The sequence below is a fragment of the Cryptosporangium sp. NPDC051539 genome (assembly GCF_044454545.1).
GTDB lineage: Bacteria > Actinomycetota > Actinomycetes > Mycobacteriales > Cryptosporangiaceae > Cryptosporangium.
Genome location: NZ_JBITDV010000001.1, coordinates 230,965 through 248,573 on the forward strand (window position 1 = coordinate 230,965; position 17,609 = coordinate 248,573).

The 17,609-nt window shown below is 71.2% G+C and carries 18 protein-coding genes; 13 read left to right on the forward strand and 5 right to left on the reverse strand.

Annotation, left to right across the window (positions count from 1 at the left end; translation table 11 throughout):
* Positions 1–4 precede the first annotated feature (4 nt).
* The 4 genes from ACIBZJ_RS01095 to ACIBZJ_RS01110 form a co-directional block, all read right to left on the reverse strand.
* Positions 5–826, reverse strand: coding sequence for a carbohydrate ABC transporter permease (locus ACIBZJ_RS01095; RefSeq protein WP_395924111.1), 822 nt, complete (start codon positions 824–826; stop codon positions 5–7).
* Complete coding sequence (locus tag ACIBZJ_RS01100) at positions 823–1,773, reverse strand: carbohydrate ABC transporter permease (RefSeq protein ID WP_395924112.1); 951 nt, start codon at positions 1,771–1,773, stop codon at positions 823–825. Before ACIBZJ_RS01100 ends, ACIBZJ_RS01095 begins: the two co-directional genes overlap by 4 nt.
* A complete protein-coding gene (locus tag ACIBZJ_RS01105; RefSeq protein ID WP_395924114.1) occupies positions 1,770–3,104 on the reverse strand; it encodes an ABC transporter substrate-binding protein in 1,335 nt (444 codons plus the stop codon). Before ACIBZJ_RS01105 ends, ACIBZJ_RS01100 begins: the two co-directional genes overlap by 4 nt.
* 302 nt (positions 3,105–3,406) lie before the next feature.
* On the reverse strand, positions 3,407–4,699 hold the full coding sequence (locus tag ACIBZJ_RS01110) for an alpha-glucosidase/alpha-galactosidase (protein WP_395924116.1): 1,293 nt from the start codon (positions 4,697–4,699) through the stop codon (positions 3,407–3,409).
* 92 nt (positions 4,700–4,791) lie between these two features.
* On the opposite strand from ACIBZJ_RS01110, the gene ACIBZJ_RS01115 reads away from it, so the two are divergent.
* From ACIBZJ_RS01115 to ACIBZJ_RS01130, 4 genes are all read left to right on the forward strand, one after another.
* A complete protein-coding gene (locus ACIBZJ_RS01115) occupies positions 4,792–5,574 on the forward strand; it encodes a DeoR/GlpR family DNA-binding transcription regulator (RefSeq protein ID WP_395924118.1) in 783 nt (260 codons plus the stop codon).
* 21 nt (positions 5,575–5,595) lie between these two features.
* Positions 5,596–6,375 (forward strand): maleylpyruvate isomerase family mycothiol-dependent enzyme, encoded by a 780-nt coding sequence (locus ACIBZJ_RS01120; RefSeq protein WP_395924120.1) that lies wholly within the window; start codon positions 5,596–5,598, stop codon positions 6,373–6,375.
* 73 nt (positions 6,376–6,448) lie between these two features.
* Entirely contained in the window at positions 6,449–6,712 is a 264-nt protein-coding gene (locus tag ACIBZJ_RS01125; protein ID WP_395924122.1) for a hypothetical protein, read from the forward strand.
* A 71-nt stretch (positions 6,713–6,783) separates the two neighbouring features.
* On the forward strand, positions 6,784–8,640 hold the full coding sequence (locus tag ACIBZJ_RS01130) for a DUF4062 domain-containing protein (protein WP_395924124.1): 1,857 nt from the start codon (positions 6,784–6,786) through the stop codon (positions 8,638–8,640).
* On the opposite strand, the gene ACIBZJ_RS01135 is transcribed toward ACIBZJ_RS01130, so the two are convergent.
* Positions 8,622–9,164 (reverse strand): RNA 2'-phosphotransferase, encoded by a 543-nt coding sequence (locus ACIBZJ_RS01135; protein WP_395924126.1) that lies wholly within the window; start codon positions 9,162–9,164, stop codon positions 8,622–8,624. The two genes, ACIBZJ_RS01130 and ACIBZJ_RS01135, sit on opposite strands and share 19 nt — an antisense overlap.
* Before the next feature lie 29 nt (positions 9,165–9,193).
* On the opposite strand from ACIBZJ_RS01135, the gene ACIBZJ_RS01140 reads away from it, so the two are divergent.
* From ACIBZJ_RS01140 to ACIBZJ_RS01180, 9 genes are all read left to right on the forward strand, one after another.
* A complete protein-coding gene (locus tag ACIBZJ_RS01140) occupies positions 9,194–9,733 on the forward strand; it encodes an AAA family ATPase (protein ID WP_395924128.1) in 540 nt (179 codons plus the stop codon).
* Positions 9,734–9,852: 119 nt separating this feature from the next.
* Complete coding sequence (locus ACIBZJ_RS01145) at positions 9,853–10,869, forward strand: 1-phosphofructokinase family hexose kinase (protein WP_395924130.1); 1,017 nt, start codon at positions 9,853–9,855, stop codon at positions 10,867–10,869.
* Positions 10,866–11,882: a LacI family DNA-binding transcriptional regulator gene (locus ACIBZJ_RS01150; protein WP_395924132.1), complete on the forward strand. Its 1,017-nt coding sequence runs from the start codon at positions 10,866–10,868 to the stop codon at positions 11,880–11,882. The genes ACIBZJ_RS01145 and ACIBZJ_RS01150 overlap by 4 nt, the downstream gene beginning before the upstream one ends.
* Positions 11,879–13,231 carry an L-fuculokinase gene (locus tag ACIBZJ_RS01155; protein WP_395924134.1) on the forward strand — a complete coding sequence of 451 codons (1,353 nt, stop codon included), beginning with the start codon at positions 11,879–11,881 and terminating at the stop codon, positions 13,229–13,231. Before ACIBZJ_RS01150 ends, ACIBZJ_RS01155 begins: the two co-directional genes overlap by 4 nt.
* Before the next feature lie 105 nt (positions 13,232–13,336).
* Positions 13,337–14,257 carry a hypothetical protein gene (locus tag ACIBZJ_RS01160; protein ID WP_395924136.1) on the forward strand — a complete coding sequence of 307 codons (921 nt, stop codon included), beginning with the start codon at positions 13,337–13,339 and terminating at the stop codon, positions 14,255–14,257.
* Positions 14,257–15,015 (forward strand): ATP-binding cassette domain-containing protein, encoded by a 759-nt coding sequence (locus tag ACIBZJ_RS01165; RefSeq protein WP_395924138.1) that lies wholly within the window; start codon positions 14,257–14,259, stop codon positions 15,013–15,015. The genes ACIBZJ_RS01160 and ACIBZJ_RS01165 overlap by 1 nt, the downstream gene beginning before the upstream one ends.
* Positions 15,012–16,106 (forward strand): ABC transporter permease, encoded by a 1,095-nt coding sequence (locus tag ACIBZJ_RS01170; protein WP_395924140.1) that lies wholly within the window; start codon positions 15,012–15,014, stop codon positions 16,104–16,106. Before ACIBZJ_RS01165 ends, ACIBZJ_RS01170 begins: the two co-directional genes overlap by 4 nt.
* Positions 16,103–17,080 (forward strand): ABC transporter substrate-binding protein, encoded by a 978-nt coding sequence (locus ACIBZJ_RS01175; protein ID WP_395924142.1) that lies wholly within the window; start codon positions 16,103–16,105, stop codon positions 17,078–17,080. Before ACIBZJ_RS01170 ends, ACIBZJ_RS01175 begins: the two co-directional genes overlap by 4 nt.
* A gap of 205 nt (positions 17,081–17,285) precedes the next feature.
* Complete coding sequence (locus ACIBZJ_RS01180) at positions 17,286–17,570, forward strand: hypothetical protein (RefSeq protein WP_395924144.1); 285 nt, start codon at positions 17,286–17,288, stop codon at positions 17,568–17,570.
* The last annotated feature ends 39 nt before the right edge of the window (positions 17,571–17,609 follow it).

Sequence of the window (17,609 nt, forward strand, 5' to 3'; positions counted from 1 at the left end):
GCGGCTATCCCTTCAAGCCACTGAACGTCATCGTCGCGATGAACCTCCGCTGCGCGAACAGGAACGCGACGATCAGCGGCACCGTCGCGATCACGTTCCCGGCCATCAGCTGACCCCACTCCGTGCGCCGCATCCCCTGGAACGACGCCAGCCCCACCTGCAACGTGTACTTCTCGTCGTCGGTGATCGCGATCAGCGGCCACAGCAGGTCGTTCCAGCTCGACAGCAACGTGAACACGGCCAGCGTCGCCAGCGCGGGTTTGGCCAGCGGCAGCACCACCGACACGAACGTCCGCAGCGGCCCGGCGCCGTCCAGGAACGCGGCCTCCTCCAGCTCCACCGGCAGCGACAGGAAGAACTGCCGCATCAGGAAGATGCCGAACGCCGACGCCAGCCACGGCACGATCGCCGCACCCAGCGTGTCCACGATCCCCAGCCGCGCGAACATGATGTACGTCGGGATCATCAGCAGCTGGATCGGGATCATCACGGTGGCCAGCACCACGAGGAACGCGATCCCGCGGCCGGGGAACCGCAGCCGCGCGAATCCGTACCCGGCCAGCGAGCACAGCACGAGGTGCGACAGCACGGTCACCGCGGACACGAACACCGTGTTGACGAACCAGCGCACGATGTGCGACTCGTCGAACAGCTTCCGGTATCCGTCGAGGTGCAGGCCGTGCGGAACGAAGTCCGGCGGGAGCTGTGTGATCTGCGACTCCGGCATGAACGACGTCAGCACCATCTGCACCAGCGGCAGCACGAACAGCAGTGCCAGCGGCATCAGCAGGAGATGCCACGGGGAGAACGGCAACTTGCGCCTCAAAACGCCTCCGATCCTCGGCGCCGGTTGTAGACGATGACGGCCGCGGTCAGCACCAGCGTCACCAGGAAGAGCAGGTACGCGAGCGCGGCGCCGTACCCCAGCCGTCGCGTCTGGAACGCGAGTTCGTACACGTAGTACACGACCGTCTGCGTCGTGTTCAGCGGCCCGCCGCGGGTCGTCGTGTAGATCAGGTCGAACAGCTGGAGCGCGGTGATCGTCTGCCAGACCGTCGCGAAGACGGTGACCGGCCGCAGGTGCGGCAGCGTCACGTGCCGGAACACCCGCCACGGCCCGGCGCCGTCGACGACCGCGGCCTCCACCAGTTCGGACGGGATGTCCTGCAGCGCGGCCAGGTACAGCACGGTCGTGAACCCGACCTCACCCCAGAGCGCGATGACGACGAGCGTGAGCAGCGCCTGGCTCGGGCTCTCCAGGAACTGCTGGGCGGGCAGCCCGAGGTGGCGCAGCGCCGCGTTCACGATGCCGAACTGCGGGCTGAACACGTACCCGGCCAGGATTCCGGTCGCCGCCGCCGAAGCCACGTACGGCACGAAGATGCACGTCCGGTAGAACCCGATGAACCGGATCTTCCGGTTCAGGGCGACCGCGATGAGGATGCCGAGAATGATCGAGCCCGGCACGAACGTCACGGTCAGCAGCAGCGTCTGGCGGGCCGCGTCGATCGCGCCCGGGTCCTCGGCGAGCCGCTGGTAGTTGCGCCACCCGACGTCGGTGGCCGGAGCGATCCCGTTCCACTTCGTCCGGGAGATGAAGAACGCCCAGACCGCGGGAAACAACGACAGGCCGATCACGATGAACGTCGCCGGGCCGGCGAAGGCCCAGCCGGTGAGCGCCCGGCGCACCCCGCGGCCGCGGGGCGGCCGGTTCACGGTGGCGGGCGCACGTCCGCCGACCGCGAACCGGGGCTTGTGCGCGACCTGGGTCATGAGTCTTCGAGCGCGCCGGCGGACTTCTTCGCGGCGGCGTCCAGCGCGTCCTTCGGCTTCGCCTTGCCCTGCAGGACCTGGGCGATCGAGTCGCCGACGTTGCGGGACATCTCCTCGTAGCCGGCCAGCGTCGGGCGGGCCTGCTTGGCGTTCTTCAGGTTGTCGAAGAACTTCTGGCCGCCCGGGTACTGCTTGACGTACGCGGTGAACTGCGGCGTGCTCTGCTCGGACGTGCGCAGCGGGAGGTTACCGATCGCCAGGTTCCACTTCGCGTCGGTCTCCTTGCTGGTCAGCCACTTGAGGAAGTCGCGGGAGGCGCCGGCGCGGTTCGGGTCGTCGTGGTTGTAGGCGACCCAGAGGTCGGGGCCCGAGACGGTCTCGTGGTTGCCGTCGTACCCGGGCAGCTGGGCGACGCCGTAGTTCGTCTTGTGGTTGGCCAGCTCGAGCAGCTCCCAGGGGCCGGACATGATCATGCCGATCCGGCCGCTCCAGAACAGCGGGCTGTACTTCTCGTCGGTCTGGTCGAGGTACATCGACTTGTCGTCGACCGCGATCGCGCGCAGCGTCTCCAGCGCGGCCACCCCGGCGTCGCTGTTGAACGCGGGCTTCTTGCCGTCGAGGATCTTGCCGCCGTGCTGCCAGAGCAGCGGCCAGAGGTGCCAGGTCGTGTCCTCGCCGCCGGAGACCGAGTACGCGGTGCCGTAGAAGTTCTTCGCCGGGTCGTTCAGCTTCTTGGCCGCGGCCCGGAAGTCGTCCCAGGTCCAGTCGTCGGTCGGGTACGCCAGCTCCGCCGCGTCGAACATCGTCTTGTTGTAGATCAGCGCGAGGTTGTCGACCAGCGCGGGGACGCCGATGACCTTGCCGTCCGCGGTGGTCGCGGTCTCGCGGGCGGCGGCCGGGAAGTCGTCCCAGCCGAACGCCGGGTCCTTCACGTAGTCGGAGAGGTCCTGGGTGCGGCCGCTGTTGGCCAGCTCACCGGCCCAGCTGCCGTACGCGTACGAGACGTCCGGGTAGTTGCCGCCGGTGAATCCGGCCGACAGCTTCGTCAGCAGGTCGTCGGTGAGCGTGGCCCCGGGTGACGTCTTCACGGTCACGTTCGGGTGGAGCGCGTGGTACTGCGCGCCGAGCTTCTCGGCGGCCTTTTCGGCCTCGGTGGTCTGGCCGGTCCACCAGGTGATCTCCACGGTCGCCTTGGGGTCGTACCCCTCGGCGGCGTCCTTGCCGCTGCTGGAAGGCGTCGAGCCGCTGCAGGCCGACAAGAACACGGCGGCGGCGGCCAGCGCGGCGCAGAGCGCCGTGGCCCGGCCGGTGGCCGTTCGGGAGTACCTCATCGCTGTACCTCTTCGAAGGGTGGGAGGAGTTGCGCCGGATTATGCTCAGTCACGCACGAGCGCACAGCATCCGAGCGAAAACGTGCAGTGTGGATTGCACGAAAATTCGCTTGACCAGGCGTCTTCTCACTGCGTCCGGCGCCGTTCGCGCGGGCGGAGACACGAACGGCCCCGGCGGGGAGCCGGGGCCGTTCGCGGACCAGTGCAGGTTCGGGGCAGCGTCGCAGGGCTCGCGAAGCCGCATGCGCCACACCCGTCAATCCGTCACCGAGGGAACACCTCGTGACTGACGGACAAGGCGGTTACCGCAGTGATTCCGGGATCAGGTCGCCGTGCGCGGCGGTCAGTTCGTCGCACAGTTCCCAGATCTTGTCGACGGTCAGCGTCGACGACGTGTTCGGGTCGACCATCGCGGCCTGGCGCACCATCCGCTTGTCGCCGGTGACCGCGGCGCGGACCGTGAGCTCACCCACGCTGACGAACGGACGGTTCACCGCGGCGCACTGCGCGGGCAGGTCGCCGACGTACTCGGGGCGGACGCCGAGCCGGTCGACCACACAGGGCACCTCGACCGCGTAGCCGTCCGGCAGGTTCGTGAGGTATCCGCGGTTGGCCACGTTGCCGTGGATCCGGCGCATCGTGCCGGTCTCCATGCTGTGGATGACCTGCGGCGCGTACTCGGTCGCCTCGCGGGTGAGGTCCAGCGGCCGGCCGGCCAGCACGTCGCTGCGGACCTGCTGGTACTCGTCCAGGTTGTCCTGGCTGATCCGCAGGTAGTCGCCGACCGGGATGCGCAGGCGCTCGACCTCGCCGTCGTCGTGCAGGTACCACGGCACGTACTCCGACGAGTGCTCGCTGGTCTCGGTCGGGAACCAGCCGAGCCGCTGGTACATGTCCATCCGGACCCGGCGCTTGAGCTGGTCGTCCTTCTCCAGCAGCGCGTCGAGGCGGGGGTAGAGGCTCTCGCCGCGGTGTTCCCAGCGCAGCAGCCAGGCCTGGTGGTTGACGCCGGCGCCGAGGTAGTCGACCTCCTCGAGCGGGACGTCGATCAGCGCGCAGAGGTCGTGGACGGTCCAGTAGACCGAGTGGCACAGGCCCACGGCGTTCACGTCGGGGGCGGTCGCGGCGAGGTAGGCGACGTTCATCGCCATCGGGTTGGTGTAGTTGAGCAGCCACGCGTCCGGGCAGATCTCGCGGATGTCGGCCGCGATCCCGTCGAGCACCGGGAACGTGCGGAGGGCCCGGAAGATCCCGCCCACGCCCAGGGTGTCGCCGATCGTCTGGCGCAGCCCGTACTTCGCCGGGATCTCGAAGTCGCGCTTGGTCGCCGGGAACATGCCGACCTGGATCGCGTTGATGACGTACTTCGCGCCCTCGAGGGCGGCGCGCCGGTCGAGGCTCGCGGTGATCGTGGGCGTGACGCCGAGTTGGTCGGCGGTGCGGCGGGCGATCGCCTCCGCGGTCTCCAGTCGCTCCGGATCGATGTCGTGGAGGCTCAGCGTGACGCCGCGCAACTCGTCGAAAGCCAGCAGGTCGGCCAGCAGCTCTCGGGTGAAGACGACGCTGCCCGCGCCGAGGAACGTGATCACGGTCATGAGCGATCCTGGTCATCTCGCTCAGAAACGCGCAAGGGTTGCGTCCAAACGAACTATTCTGGGTGTTCGTTTGAATTGCGGAGAGGGCGAAAATGCCGCGAAGTTCCTTGCGCCGGGCCGAGCGGGTGTCGGCGATCCTCGAGCGGCTCGCTGCCGACGGTTCCGTCGACGCCGGGCTGCTCGCCGACGAGTTCGCGGTCTCGGCCGCGACGATCCGTCGCGATCTGCAGGTCCTCGAGGACCAGAAACTGCTCTCGCGGACGCACGGCGGCGCGGTCGCCGTCGACGTGGCCTACGAGCTCCCGGTCCGGTACCGGGCCGGGCAGAACCGCGAGGCGAAGGCCGTCGTCGCCCGCCGAGCGGCGGATCTGCTCCCGCGTGGCCCGCTGACGCTGGGGCTCTCCGGTGGCACCACGACGCACCTGCTGGCGCGCCTGCTCGCCGAACGGGTGGACCTGACCGTCGTGACGAACGCGCTGAACATCGCCTCCGAGCTCGCGTTGCGGCCGCGCCTGAAGCTGGTGATGACCGGAGGGGTGTCCCGGACGCAGTCGTACGAGCTGGTCGGGCCGATCGCCGACCGGGCGCTCGAGGGGCTGAACATCCAGATCGCGGTCATCGGCGTCGACGGGATCAGCTCGCGGGGCGGGCTGACGACGCACGACGAGATCGAGGCGCACACGAACGCCTGCATGATCCGCCGGTCCGACCGGGTGATCGTGGTGGCCGACGGCTCGAAGGTCGGACGCGTGCACCTGGCGGCGATCTGCCCCGTCGCCGCCGTGTCCGTGCTGGTCACCGACTCGTCCGCCGACCCGGCCGGCGTGGACGCGATCCGCCGGGCCGGTACCGAGGTCGTGATCGCCGCGCCCTAGGCGCGGGCCTAAGCTCACCGCATGAGTAACTCGAACGCCGAGGCGGTCGCGCGGATCGCGGCGCTCCGTGCCTCCCACGACCACCTCCGCGACGTCGCCGGTGGCCTCACCTCCGAACAGCTGCGCAGCCCGGGCTACCCGTCGGAGTGGACGATCGCCCAGACGTTGTCGCACCTCGGTTCCGGAGCCGAGATCAACGGGCTGATCTTCGACGCGGGCGTCGCCGGTGAGGCGCCCCCGGTACAGGAGAACTTCCAGGCGATCTGGGCGGTGTGGGACGGCAAGGCGCCCGAGGACCAGGGCCCCGACGCCCTCGCGGCCGACGACGTCCTGGTGAAGAAGTTCGAGGCGCTCGACGACGACCAACTCTCCACGCTGGAGTTCTCCAACTGGAGCGGCCCGGTCGACACCGCGACCCTCGCGGCCTTCCGCCTCTCCGAGCACGCGGTCCACGCCTGGGACGTCGAGGTGATGCTCGACCCGTCGGCGACGATCCTGCCCCAGGCCGTCGGCGCGGTCCTCGAGGTCGCCCGGGGTCTCGTCGGTTTCGCCGGCAAGCCCGGCCCGGCCGGGCGGATCCACGTCACGCTCACCGACCCCGCTCGCGAGTACGCGCTCAACCTCGGCGAGAAGGTCTCGCTCGAGCCCTGGGACGGCGGCGACGCCACCGGCGAGCTCGGCCTTCCGGCCGAGGCGTTCCTCCGGTTGCTCTACGGCCGTCTCGACCCCGCCCACAGCCCGTCCGTCACGGCCCGCGACATCGATCCGGACGCGCTGCGCGCGGTCTTTCCCGGCTTCTAGCCGATCGCCGGGACAGACCGCGCGAACGGCGGCATGATCCGGGAAGACATCGTTGTCGAAGGGATGACCGTTCATGCCGTACTCCGACGACTCCGGACGCTGCTGCGGCTGGTACGCACGCGTCGAATCCGCCCGCACCGCGAAGGACCTCTACGCGGCGATGGAGCAGATTCCGTGCGCGTCCTGTAGCCGGCACCTCGCGGCGAGCACCGTGCCGGAGCCGTTACGCCCGGCCTGGGAGCAGTACACGACCCAGAGCAGCCCGCGGCGCCTGCCCCGGGCCCTCGGGTTCTGGCTCTACCGTCACCCGAACGTGCCGGTGGCCCAGGTCTCATAGCGGCTGCGCCGGGTCGCCTCCCGTCCGTATCGTGGTCGCACGATCGGGGTGAGTACGGGCTGGGGGCGACGATGGCCGGACGAACCGTGCCACTGCGGGTCTTCCTGTCGTGCACGAGCGAACTCGCCGAGCCCCGCGGCGAGTCGTTCGTGGAGGCGGCGGTCCGGGCGATCAACCGGGCCGGTCACGCGCCGCACCACATGCAGTGGTTCGGCGCGTCGGCGGGCACCCCGGTCGAGGAGTCCGAGCGCCGGGTACGCGAGTGCAACCTGTTCGTCGGGCTGCTCGGCCACCGGTACGGCACCGAGGCACCCGGCCGGTCCGGCGTCTCCTACACCGAGGCCGAGTTCGACGCCGCGGTCGAGTCCGACATCCCGCGGCTGATCTTCATCCGCGACGGGGCCAGGGCCGACCGCGTCGACGAGCGCCAGGTCGCGTTCCAGGCCAAGGCTTCCGACGGCGTCTTCGACCGCTTCGGCTCGCTGGAGCAACTGGAGTACCGGCTCTTCGCCGCGCTGAAGAAGCACGAGGAGGAGTTCGACGACGCCTGGGTCGACCGGCTCGTCCGGATCATCCGGCGCGACCCGGTCGCGGACGCCGCGGAGGCCGTGCTGTCGTTACCGGCCGAGCGGGCCGCCCTCGCGCTGGCCGACGCGGCCGCCGACGACGTGGCCGAGGTGCTCGACCACCTCGCGACGGCCGGGAACGACACCTGGGCCGGCACCGCGCTCGCGGCGATGAAGCACCGCCGGGCCGAAGACATCCTCGACGCGCTCGGCCCGGCGCCGGCGATCCGGCTCGCGCGGCGGGCGGCGGCCGCGATCGCCGCGATCGCCACCGCGCAGGCCCCGCTGCTCGGCGGCCCGGCCGGCCCGCTGGCCCACGCCGGTCCGTCACCCCGCAACACCAGCGGGTTCGTCCGTCCGTTCAGCGGCGGCACCGTCACCTGGACGCCGGGCGGCGCCTACGTCCTGGCCGCCGACATCGCGGAGTGCTTCGACCGGCACGGCGGAGCGGGCGGCGTCCTCGGATTCCCGATCAGCGGCCCGCAGGCGGCGACCGAATCGCCCTTCGGCACCCGTGGCAACTTCCAGGAGTTCGAGGGGAACACGAACGGGACCGGCATCGTCTACCGCAGCGAGCACGGCGCGTTCGCGAGCTGGGGGCCGGTGCCCGACCACCACTGGGACGCGCGCGGCGAACTCGGCTTCCCGCTCGACGACCTGGTGGTGGTGCACGGGACGACGAAGCCCGGCTACTACCAGCGGTACGAGGGGGGAATCGTCACCCACAGCGACTTCGCGGGCACCCAGGTCCTGCGCGGCAACATCGCCGACGAGCACCTCAGCAACGGTGGCGGGATCGTCTTCGCGGCCGGGCCCGAGGAACCGAGCCCGGATTCGCCGCAGGGCACGTCGGGCGTGCGGCAGCGGGTCGAGGTCGCGTACGGGGCCTACGAGGAAGGCTTCGCGGTGCGGCTGTTCGAGCGGCGTCCGAAGGTCGTGCGCCGCACGTCGCTCGAGACCATGGTGACCGCGCTCCCGGCGACCGTGTACGCCTCCGACGAGTGTGGTACCGCCGTGCTGAACGTCCAGCTCAACGGCCAGTACGGGGCGGCCGGCGGCAGTGGCGGGCCGCTGGGCTTCCCGCTCGGCCCCAGCGACTCGCGGGCGCGCTGGCCCTGGGTCGCGCAGTGGTTCGAGGGCGGCGTGCTCTCCCGGAACGACGTCGTGGTGCTCGGCGACGTGTTCGCGCTGCTCCGCGACGATCCGATGGTCGTGGCCACGCTGGGTGAACCCCGGCGGGCCGAGCAGCCGATCGGTGCGCCCGGGTCGGGTGAGGCGATCCAGTACTTCGCCGACGGCGTCGTGACCGTCCGCGACGGCGTGGCCGAGGCCTGGTTCCGGGCTCAGGCCTCGCGCAGGTAGGCCGGTGGGACCGCGTCGGTGAGCCAGACGTCGTTCGCGCTGCGGTAGAACGTGTGGCCGTCGCGGGCCATCCCGGCGGCGTCGATCTCGAGGAGGGCGACCGTGCCCGGGCGCCGGGCCCCGACCCGCCGGGCGGTCTCCCGGTCGGGGGAGAGGTGCACGTGGTGACGCCGGCCGCGGATCAGGCCCTCGGCCCGGATCGCCGGGAGCACCGCGGCGCCGGTGCCGTGGAACAACGTGCCCGGCGGGGTGGCCGGCTCGAGCCCGAGGTCGACCGCGACCGAGTGCCCCTGGTTGGCCCGGACGCGCTCGACGCCGTCCGGGCCGGCCCGGACCGCGAATCGCTGCTTGTCGCTCGTCGCGACGATCGTGTCGAAAACGTCCCGTTCGAGGCCGAGTGCTTCGAGGAACGACGGCACCTCGACCCAGCCCCCCTCCTCGAGGGTGAGCCCGAACGTGCCGGGATCGTGCCGCAGGGCCAGCGACATCTTCTTGCTCAATCCGGTCAGTCGTGATCTTTCCATGCCACCAATTGTGTTTAGGCTGCCGGATCATGTCGACTCAGATGCGGGCCGTGTTGATGACCGGTGCGCCGGCCACCGGCAAATCCACCGTCGGGCGGCTGGTGGCCCGGGCGTTGCGTGCCGCCCTCCTCGATCAGGACGTCGTCACCGGGCCGTTGGTCGAGGCGATGGGGGCCGACCTGGACGGGCCGTCGGGCGCGGCGCTGCGCCGGGCCCGCTACGAGTCGATCGTCGCCACCGCGGAGGACTGCCTGTCGGTCGGCGTCGCCGCGGTCCTGGTGGCTCCGTTCACCACGGAGCGGTCGTCGGCGGCTGCCCTGCGTGCCATCGCGAGCCGTTTCGCCGCCGTGGAGGCGACGACCACGCTCGTCTGGCTGACCGCGCCGGCCGAGGTGCTGGTGCAGCGGATGCTCGACCGCGGCGCCTCCCGGGACCGCGGAAAACTGACTGATCCGGACACCTACTTCGCGTCGGCTCTGCTGGCCCCGCCCACCGTGCCCCACGTGGCGGTTGATGCCACTGTGGACCCCGAGACACAGCTCGACAACATTCTGGCTTCACTCCCTTGACATCTCTGCGTCGCCTGGCGCACAGTTTCACCACCTCGCCGTGACAACGATTACCTATAGAGAAACCACAGCATGTGACGGCAGTTGCTCCAGTGGTTCAGGCCCGATTAGGCCCAGCCGTGACAACGATTACCTCCAGCGGAAAGGAGCTGTCGGCCATGCTCGTCGCGAACCCGAACCTGGCTATCGACCGGCTGGTCACGCTGGCCGAGATCGTTCCCGGCGCCGTGATGCGTTCCCGCCGGACCGAGCTCTCCCCGGGCGGCAAGGGTGTGAACGTCGCCCGGGTGCTGCGCGCCCACGGCGTCGACGTCCCGTTACTGGGCCTGCTGTGCGAGGGTGACGGCGCGCTGCTGGCCGGCCTGCTGGCCGACGAGGGCGCGAACCTGGTCGCGGTGGCGACACCGGGCACGGTCCGGCAGGCGCTGGTATTCCGGGAGGCCGACGCCGGGCGGATCACGGTCGTGAACGAGCCCGGCGACCCGGTGCCGGCCGCGGCCTGGACGTCCTACCTGGACGCCGCCGCCGTCCGGCTCGGCGCGAACGACCTGCTCACGGTCTCCGGCAGCCTCCCCACCGGCGTTCCGGTCGAGGGTTACCGCCAGCTCGTCGAGCTGGCGCACGCCCGCGGGGCGGTGATCGTGGTCGACGCGGCCCCGGCCCCGCTCGCGACCGCACTGCCCGCCCACCCCGACCTGGTCTGCCCGAACCTGGAGGAGGCCGAGGCCGCACTCTCCGGCGCGCCGGTCGACGTCCTGCCGATCCCGGACGGCGCCGACGTCCGCGACCGGGCCGAGGCCGCCGCGCAGGCCCTGGTGGCCGCCGGGGCGCAACGGGCGGCCGTCACCGCCGGTGCGGCCGGCACCGCGTTCGCGACCGCCGGGACGGTGTCGTGGATTCCGGCCGTCCCGGTCGAGGTCGTCTCCCCGGTCGGTGCCGGCGACTCGTTCGTCGGTGGCCTCGCGCTGGAACTGCTGCACCACGGCCCGGACGCCTGGCGCGCCGCCGTCGTCCGCGGAGTGGCCACCGCCAGCGCGTCCTGCGAAACGCCGCTGGCCGGCGGGGTGGACCCCGCGCGGGCCGAGGAGCTGCGCGGCAAGATCGAGGCACTCCTCGACGAAGTAGGTGCCTCATGAACGCGGTGAAGCCTCAGCAGGTCCGCCTCAAGGACGTGGCGGAACTGGCGTCGACCAGCACGAAGACCGCCTCCCGGGTGATCAACGGCGACCCCCGCGTCGCCGAGGAGACCCGGGTGCGCATCCTCGCCGCCGTCCGCGAGCTGGGCTACCGTCCGGACCCGACGGCCCGATCGCTGCGCAAGGGCACCGACGACACGCTCGGCGTGGTCATCGACTCGATCGCCGACCCGTTCTTCGCCAACATGACCGGCACGATCGAGCGCCTGGCGATCGCCCGCGGGCTGCGCGTCATGATCGCCAGCACCGGCCGCGACCCGCGGCTGGAGACCACGGTGGTCGACGACCTGCTGGCCCGCCGCGTCGCCGGGCTGATCGTCGCCCCGGCCGCGACCGGCTACGGCCACCTCGCGCACGCGGCCTGCCCGGTGCTGTTCGTCGACCGCAGGCCCGAGGGCTTCGACGGCGAGACCGTGCTGGTCGACGACAACGAGGGCGCGCGCCAGGCCGTCACGCACCTGGCCGCGCAGGGCCACCGGCGGGTCGGCTACGTCGGCGGCAAGATGGACGTCGCGACCACCCGCGGCCGGCTGGAGGGTTACCGCGACCAGGTGCGGTCGTCGGCCCTGAGCCAGGAGGAGGAGCTGGTCCGGACCGGACGCAACACCGCCGACGAGGGCCGCGCCGCGACCGAGGAACTGCTCGCGCTCCCGGAGCCGCCGACCGCGATCTTCTCCTCCAACACCCGTTGCTCGCTCGGTGTCGTCGCCGCACTGCACGCCTGCAACCGCACCGACGTGGCGCTGGTCTGCTTCGGCGACTTCGGGCTGGCCGACGTCCTGCAGCCCGGCGTCACGGTCATCGACCACGACCCGGACGCGATCGGACGGGTGGCGGCCGAGACGATGTTCGCCCGCCTGGCCGGGCAGCCCGCCCAGGAGAAGAACGTCGTGCTGCCGCTGCGGCTGGTCATGCGTGGCTCCGGTGAACAACCACCGGCGGTGCGCAGATGACCGGACTGCTACTCGGTGTCGACCTCGGCACCTCCGACACCAAAGTGCTGGTGCTGCGGGCCGACGGCACGCGGGTCGGCACCTGGCGCCGCCCGACGGTCTGGCGCCGGTTACCCGGCCGCCGGGTCGAGACCGAGGCGACCACCCTTCTGGACGGCGTTCTCGGGGTCGTTTCGGACGCGCTGCGCGAGCTCGACGAGCCGGTGACGTCGCTGGGTCTCACCGGCCTGGCCGAGTCCGGCGTCGTGATCGACGAGCACGGCCTCCCGCGCTCACCGGTGATCGCCTGGCACGATCCCCGCGGCGCCGAACAGCTCGCCCGGGTGCCGGCGTCGTTCCGGGACGCGTTCCCGGTCGCCACCGGCCTCCCGCTCCATCCCCAGTGGACGATCGCCAAGCTGCTCTGGGCCGCCGACCACGGCCTGGAGCTCGGCCCGGCCTCCCGCTGGCTCAACGTCCCCGAGTACCTCGCGTTCGCGCTCGGCGCGGACCCGGTTGCCGAGCCCTCGCTGGCCTCTCGTACCGGGATGCTCGACCTCGACACCGGAGCCCCGTGGACCGCGGCGCTCGACCTGCTCGGCGTACCCGGCCGCTTCGTTCCCGAGCGACGCTACGCCGGTGAGCCCGCCGGCACCGTGCGGAACCCGGACGCCCCGAAACCGCTGCGGGGCGCGACGATCTCGGTCGCCGGTCACGACCACCCGGTCGCGGCGTTCGGCGCCGGTGCGGTCGGCGGCGACGACCTGTTCAACTCGTGCGGTACCGCCGACACGCTGCTCCGGGCGATTCCGCGGGTGGTGACCGCCGACGAGCGGCGGCTGCTCACCCGGGCCCGGGTCGAGGTCGGCCGGCACATCCTGCCCGGGACGACGCTGGTCAACGCCCCGTCGCGGGCCGGTCTCGTGCTGAAACGGGTGCTGACCGTGCTGGGCGTGGCCGACCCGGCCGGCCTCGACGCGCACTACGCCGCCGCCGACCCGTCCCGGGCGACGGTCACCGGCGCCGACGTCGAAGCCGACGACGTCGTGATCGGACTGCGCGAGGGAGCCGCTCCGGAGGACCTCTGGGCCGCCGCGGTCGACGCCAACGCGCGCTACACCGCGGACTTGCTGGCCCGGATCGCGCCGGTGGCCGGACCGTACGGGCGCGCGGTGGCGGCCGGGGGCTGGCTCCGCCTGCGGAGCGTCCGCGCGAGCAAGAGTGCCGTCCTCCAGGGGCTGTCGGTCAGCACGATCGACCAGCCGGGTGCGTTCGGCGCCGCCGTGCTCGCGGCCTGGGCGGCAGCCGGGAGCCCGGGCACCGTCGCCGAGTTCTCCGACCGGCTGAGGCCTCCCCTACCCGTGTCCTGACCCCGTTCGGTTTTGTCCATGAATATCGCACACCGTGGAAGGTAATCGATTACCTCGTCACGCGACGTGCCCTCAGACCTCCGCTAGATCGACGAAGGGAACACCATGACGACCGAATCGGTCGCTGCCACCACCACACTGGACGACATCGCGGACGCCGACGGCGTCTTCTCGATCATCGCCATGGACCAGCGCAACACGCTGCGCCGGATGTTCACCGCGGTCGGCATCGAGGCCACCCAGGACGACATGGATCGGGCCAAGGTCGACGTCGCCGCGGCCCTCACGCCGCTGGCCAGCGGCATCCTGCTCGACCCGACGATCGGTGTACCGGCCGTGCTGGAGGCCGGTGCGCTGGCCGGGAACTGCGGCCTGCTGATCGCGGCCGAGCCGGAGAAGCGTCCGACCTACCAGGGCGAGCCCCGCGCCGCCCGCGACCCGCAGCAGGGTGGCGCGTGGGTGCGCGGCCTGGGTGGCCACGCGGTCAAGTTCCTGATCCAGGTCCGCCCGCACCGCACGTTCGCCCCCGGCGAGCCCGACCTGCAGGCCGAGGCGATCGACGTGGTCCGCCAGGTCGTCGCGGACTGCCGCGAGGCCGGCATCCCGTCGGTCGTCGAGAACCTCGTCTACGCCCAGCCGGGCGAGGAGCTCTCGGCGCAGGCACGCGAAGACCTGATCGTCGAGTCGGCGCTGCTCCTCGACCACCTGGGGCCCGACCTGCTCAAGCTCGAGTACCCGGGCTCCGCGGCCGGTGCCAGGCGCCTGGCCGCGAACCTCACCCGCCCGTGGGCGGTCCTCTCGGCCGGCGTCGCGTTCGACCAGTTCCAGGAGGTCGTGAAGGTCTCCTGCGACGAGGGCGGCGCGTCCGGCTTCATCGCCGGCCGCTCGGTCTGGAAGGAAGCGATCGGCCTGGACGCCGCCGAGCGGCCGGGGTTCTTCGCGGAGCAGGCCCGCCCGCGCCTGGAGACCCTGCTCCGCGCGGTCGGCGGCCGCGCGCGTTCGTGGCGAGAGGCGGCGCGGAGCTGATGGCCCCGATCCTGGAAGCCCGGGGGATCACCCGGGAGTACGGACACGTCACCGCCCTGGCCGGCGCGGACTTCGACATCGAGGCCGGTGAGGTCGTCGCGCTGATCGGCGACAACGGGGCGGGCAAGAGCACGCTGACCCGGATCCTGTCCGGGACCGACACCCCGACCGGCGGCGAGATCCGGTTCGACGGCGCGCCGGTGTCACTGAGCTCGCCGGTGGACGCGCGCCGCCTGGGGATCGAGACGGTCTTCCAGGATCTGGCCCTCGCACCCCACCTGTCCGCGGTGCAGAACATGTACCTGGGGCGGGAGGTCATGAGGCGCGGCCTGCTCGGCCGCCTGGGCTTCATGGACAAGGCCGCGATGCGGGCCGGCAGCCGCAAGGCGTTCGACGACCTCGGCGCCACGGTCGGTGAACTGGACGGCACGGTCGGCGGCATGTCCGGCGGCCAGCGCCAGGGCATCGCGGTCGCCCGCGCGGCGGCCTGGGCGAGCAAGGTGATCTTCCTCGACGAGCCCACGGCCGCGCTCGGGGTGGTCCAGACGAAGAACGTGCTGGACCTGATCCGCCGCACCGCCGCCAACGGCATCGCGGTCGTGTTCATCAGCCACTCGATGCCGCACGTCATCGACGTCTCCGACCGGGTGCAGGTGATGCGCCGCGGACGGCGCGTGGCGACGTTGCGCACCGCGGACACCTCGATGGAAGAGCTCGTCGGAGCCATGACCGGCGCACTGGAGGGGAGGGCAGCGTGAGCACCGTCGCCACGAAGCCCCGGGAAGTTCACCGGCCGCCGGGCAAACCGCCCACGCGCCGGATCGTCACGGTGCTCGGCACTCAGCAGTTGCAGATCGTCTTCGTGCTGCTGGTCATCTACGCGATCTTCGCGGCCCTGCGCCCCGAGACGTTCCCGACGCTCTACAACCTGCGCGGCATCGTCGTGAACACGTCGATCCTCGCGGTGCTCGGCGCCGGCATGACGCTGGTGATCATCACCGGCGGCATCGACCTCTCGGTCGGCAGCGTGCTGGTCTTCAGCGGCGTCATCGCGTCGAAGACCATGGTGGCCGCGGGCGGCCAGGGCTGGGGCGTCGCGTTGCTCGGCATCCTGGTGGCCTGCGCCTGCGGTCTCGGCTGGGGTCTGCTCAACGGTCTGCTGATCGCGAAGCTGAACATCCCGCCGCTGATCGTGACGCTGGGCACGCTCGGGATGGCGCTCGGCTTCTCGCAGATCCTCACCAAGGGCGTCGACCTCCGGGACGCGCCGGACGTCCTGGTCGACAACGTGGGCTTCGGCAACGTCTTCGGCCAGGTGCCGTGGATCTCGGTGATCGCGCTGGTCGTCGTGTTCCTGGTCGGCGTCCTGCTGCACCGGACCCGCTGGGGCCTGCACGTCTTCGCGATCGGCTCGAACTCCGAGGCCGGGCGTCGCGTCGGGCTCAAGGTCGACCGTCAGCTGATCGGCGTCTACGCGCTGGCCGGTCTGCTCGCCGGGTTCGCGGGCATCCTCAACCTGGTCTTCTTCCAGTCGACGACGATCGGCGGGCAGACCCAGACCAACCTCAACGTGATCGCCGGCGTGGTCATCGGCGGCACCAGCCTCTTCGGCGGGGTCGGCACGATCTTCGGCACGATCATCGGCCTGTTCATCCCCGCGGTGCTGCAGAACGGCTTCGTCATCCTCGGCGTCCAGTCGTACTGGCAGCAGGTCGTCGTCGGCGCGGTGCTCATCGTCGCCGTCTACGCGGACCAGACCCGGCGGACCCGCGCCCTGCGCGGCCGCAAGTCCCGCCTCAGATTCCCCTCTCTCTCCTCGGCACGCGTTCCCACGAAGGAGCAACAATGAAGAGAACCCGGACCACGGCGGCCCTGGCCGGCCTGGCGGCGGTCGCGATGCTGGCCGCGGGCTGCGGCGGCGGCGACTCGGCGAGCGGCAGCGACGGCACGTATCGCCTGGCGTTCATCGAGGGCGTCACGGGCGACGCGTTCTACGTGACGATGGGCTGCGGCATCCAGCAGAAGGCGAAGGAGCTCGGCGCGACCGTTTCGATCCAGGGCGCGCAGAAGTTCGACCCGACGCTGCAGACGCCGGTGCTGCAGTCGGTCGTCGCGTCCCGCCCGGACGCGATCCTGATCGCCCCGACCGACGCCAAGTCGATGGAGCAGCCGATCAAGCAGGCCACCGCGGCCGGCATCAAGGTCGTGCTGGTCGACACCACGCTGGAGAACACCGGCGACGTCGTCTCGTCGATCGCGTCCGACAACCAGGGCGGTGGCGCCGCGGCGTTCAAGGCGATCCAGCAGCTCGCCCCGAACGGCGGCAAGGTTCTGGTGATCGACAACCAGCCGGGTATCAGCACGTCCGACGCCCGCACCAAGGGCTTCGACGACGCGGCCAAGGCCGACAGCAAGTACGTCAACCTCGGTGTGCAGTACGTGCAGAACGACCCGGCCAAGGCCGCGCAGATCGTCACCGCCGCGCTGCAGAAGGACCCCGACATCGTGGGCATCTTCGCGACCAACCTGTTCGGCGCGACCGGTGCCTCCACCGGTGTCCGTCAGGCCGGCAAGCAGGGCGCGGTGAAGATCGTCGGCTTCGACGCCGGGTCGGACCAGGTCAAGGCGTTGCAGGAGGGCACGATCCAGGCCCTCATCGCGCAGCAGCCGGCCACGATCGGCACCGACGGCGTCGACCAGGCGATCAAGGCGCTGAAGGGGGAATCGACCGAGAAGGCGATCCAGACCGGCTTCACGATCGTCACCAAGGACAACCTGAACAGCACCGAGGGCCAGGCCGCCCTGTACAAGTCCAGCTGCTGAGTCTGCTGCGGGGAGCCGCTGACCGGTCCGGGACCGGTCAGCGGCGGCCTCCTGCTGGTGCGCACTGGCGACCGGCCCGGTGGCCTTGATCGCGGCTCGTGCGGTGCAGGGAGCCGGATCCGCCGCCCTCGTGCCACTGGCGCTGGCCGCCGAGTCTCTTCCGGATCGGGACCTTCACCGCCGGCGGCGTCACCGTATTCTTCCTGTGAGGCTCCGCACTGGGGTCGATCTACTCATGGCCCAGTTCTTCCAGAGCGCCCAGGGTCTCGACGCGCTGTCGGCCGGGGTGCGGATGATCGCCTGGGGAGCGACCACCGTGTTCGTCCCCCGGCTGGCCGGAAAGCTCATCCCGGCCCACGGGGCCGCGATCTTCCTCGTCGTCGGGATGACGCTGCACGGGGCCGTGTTCGCGGTCGCCGCGGGAGCAGCCGGGAGCGGCCTCCTGACATTCGCCGGGAGGCGACCAGTTCGGCCGGAGCCCGGGGTCTAACCCAGTGAGGACCGGATCAGCGATCTCGAGGAGGGACCC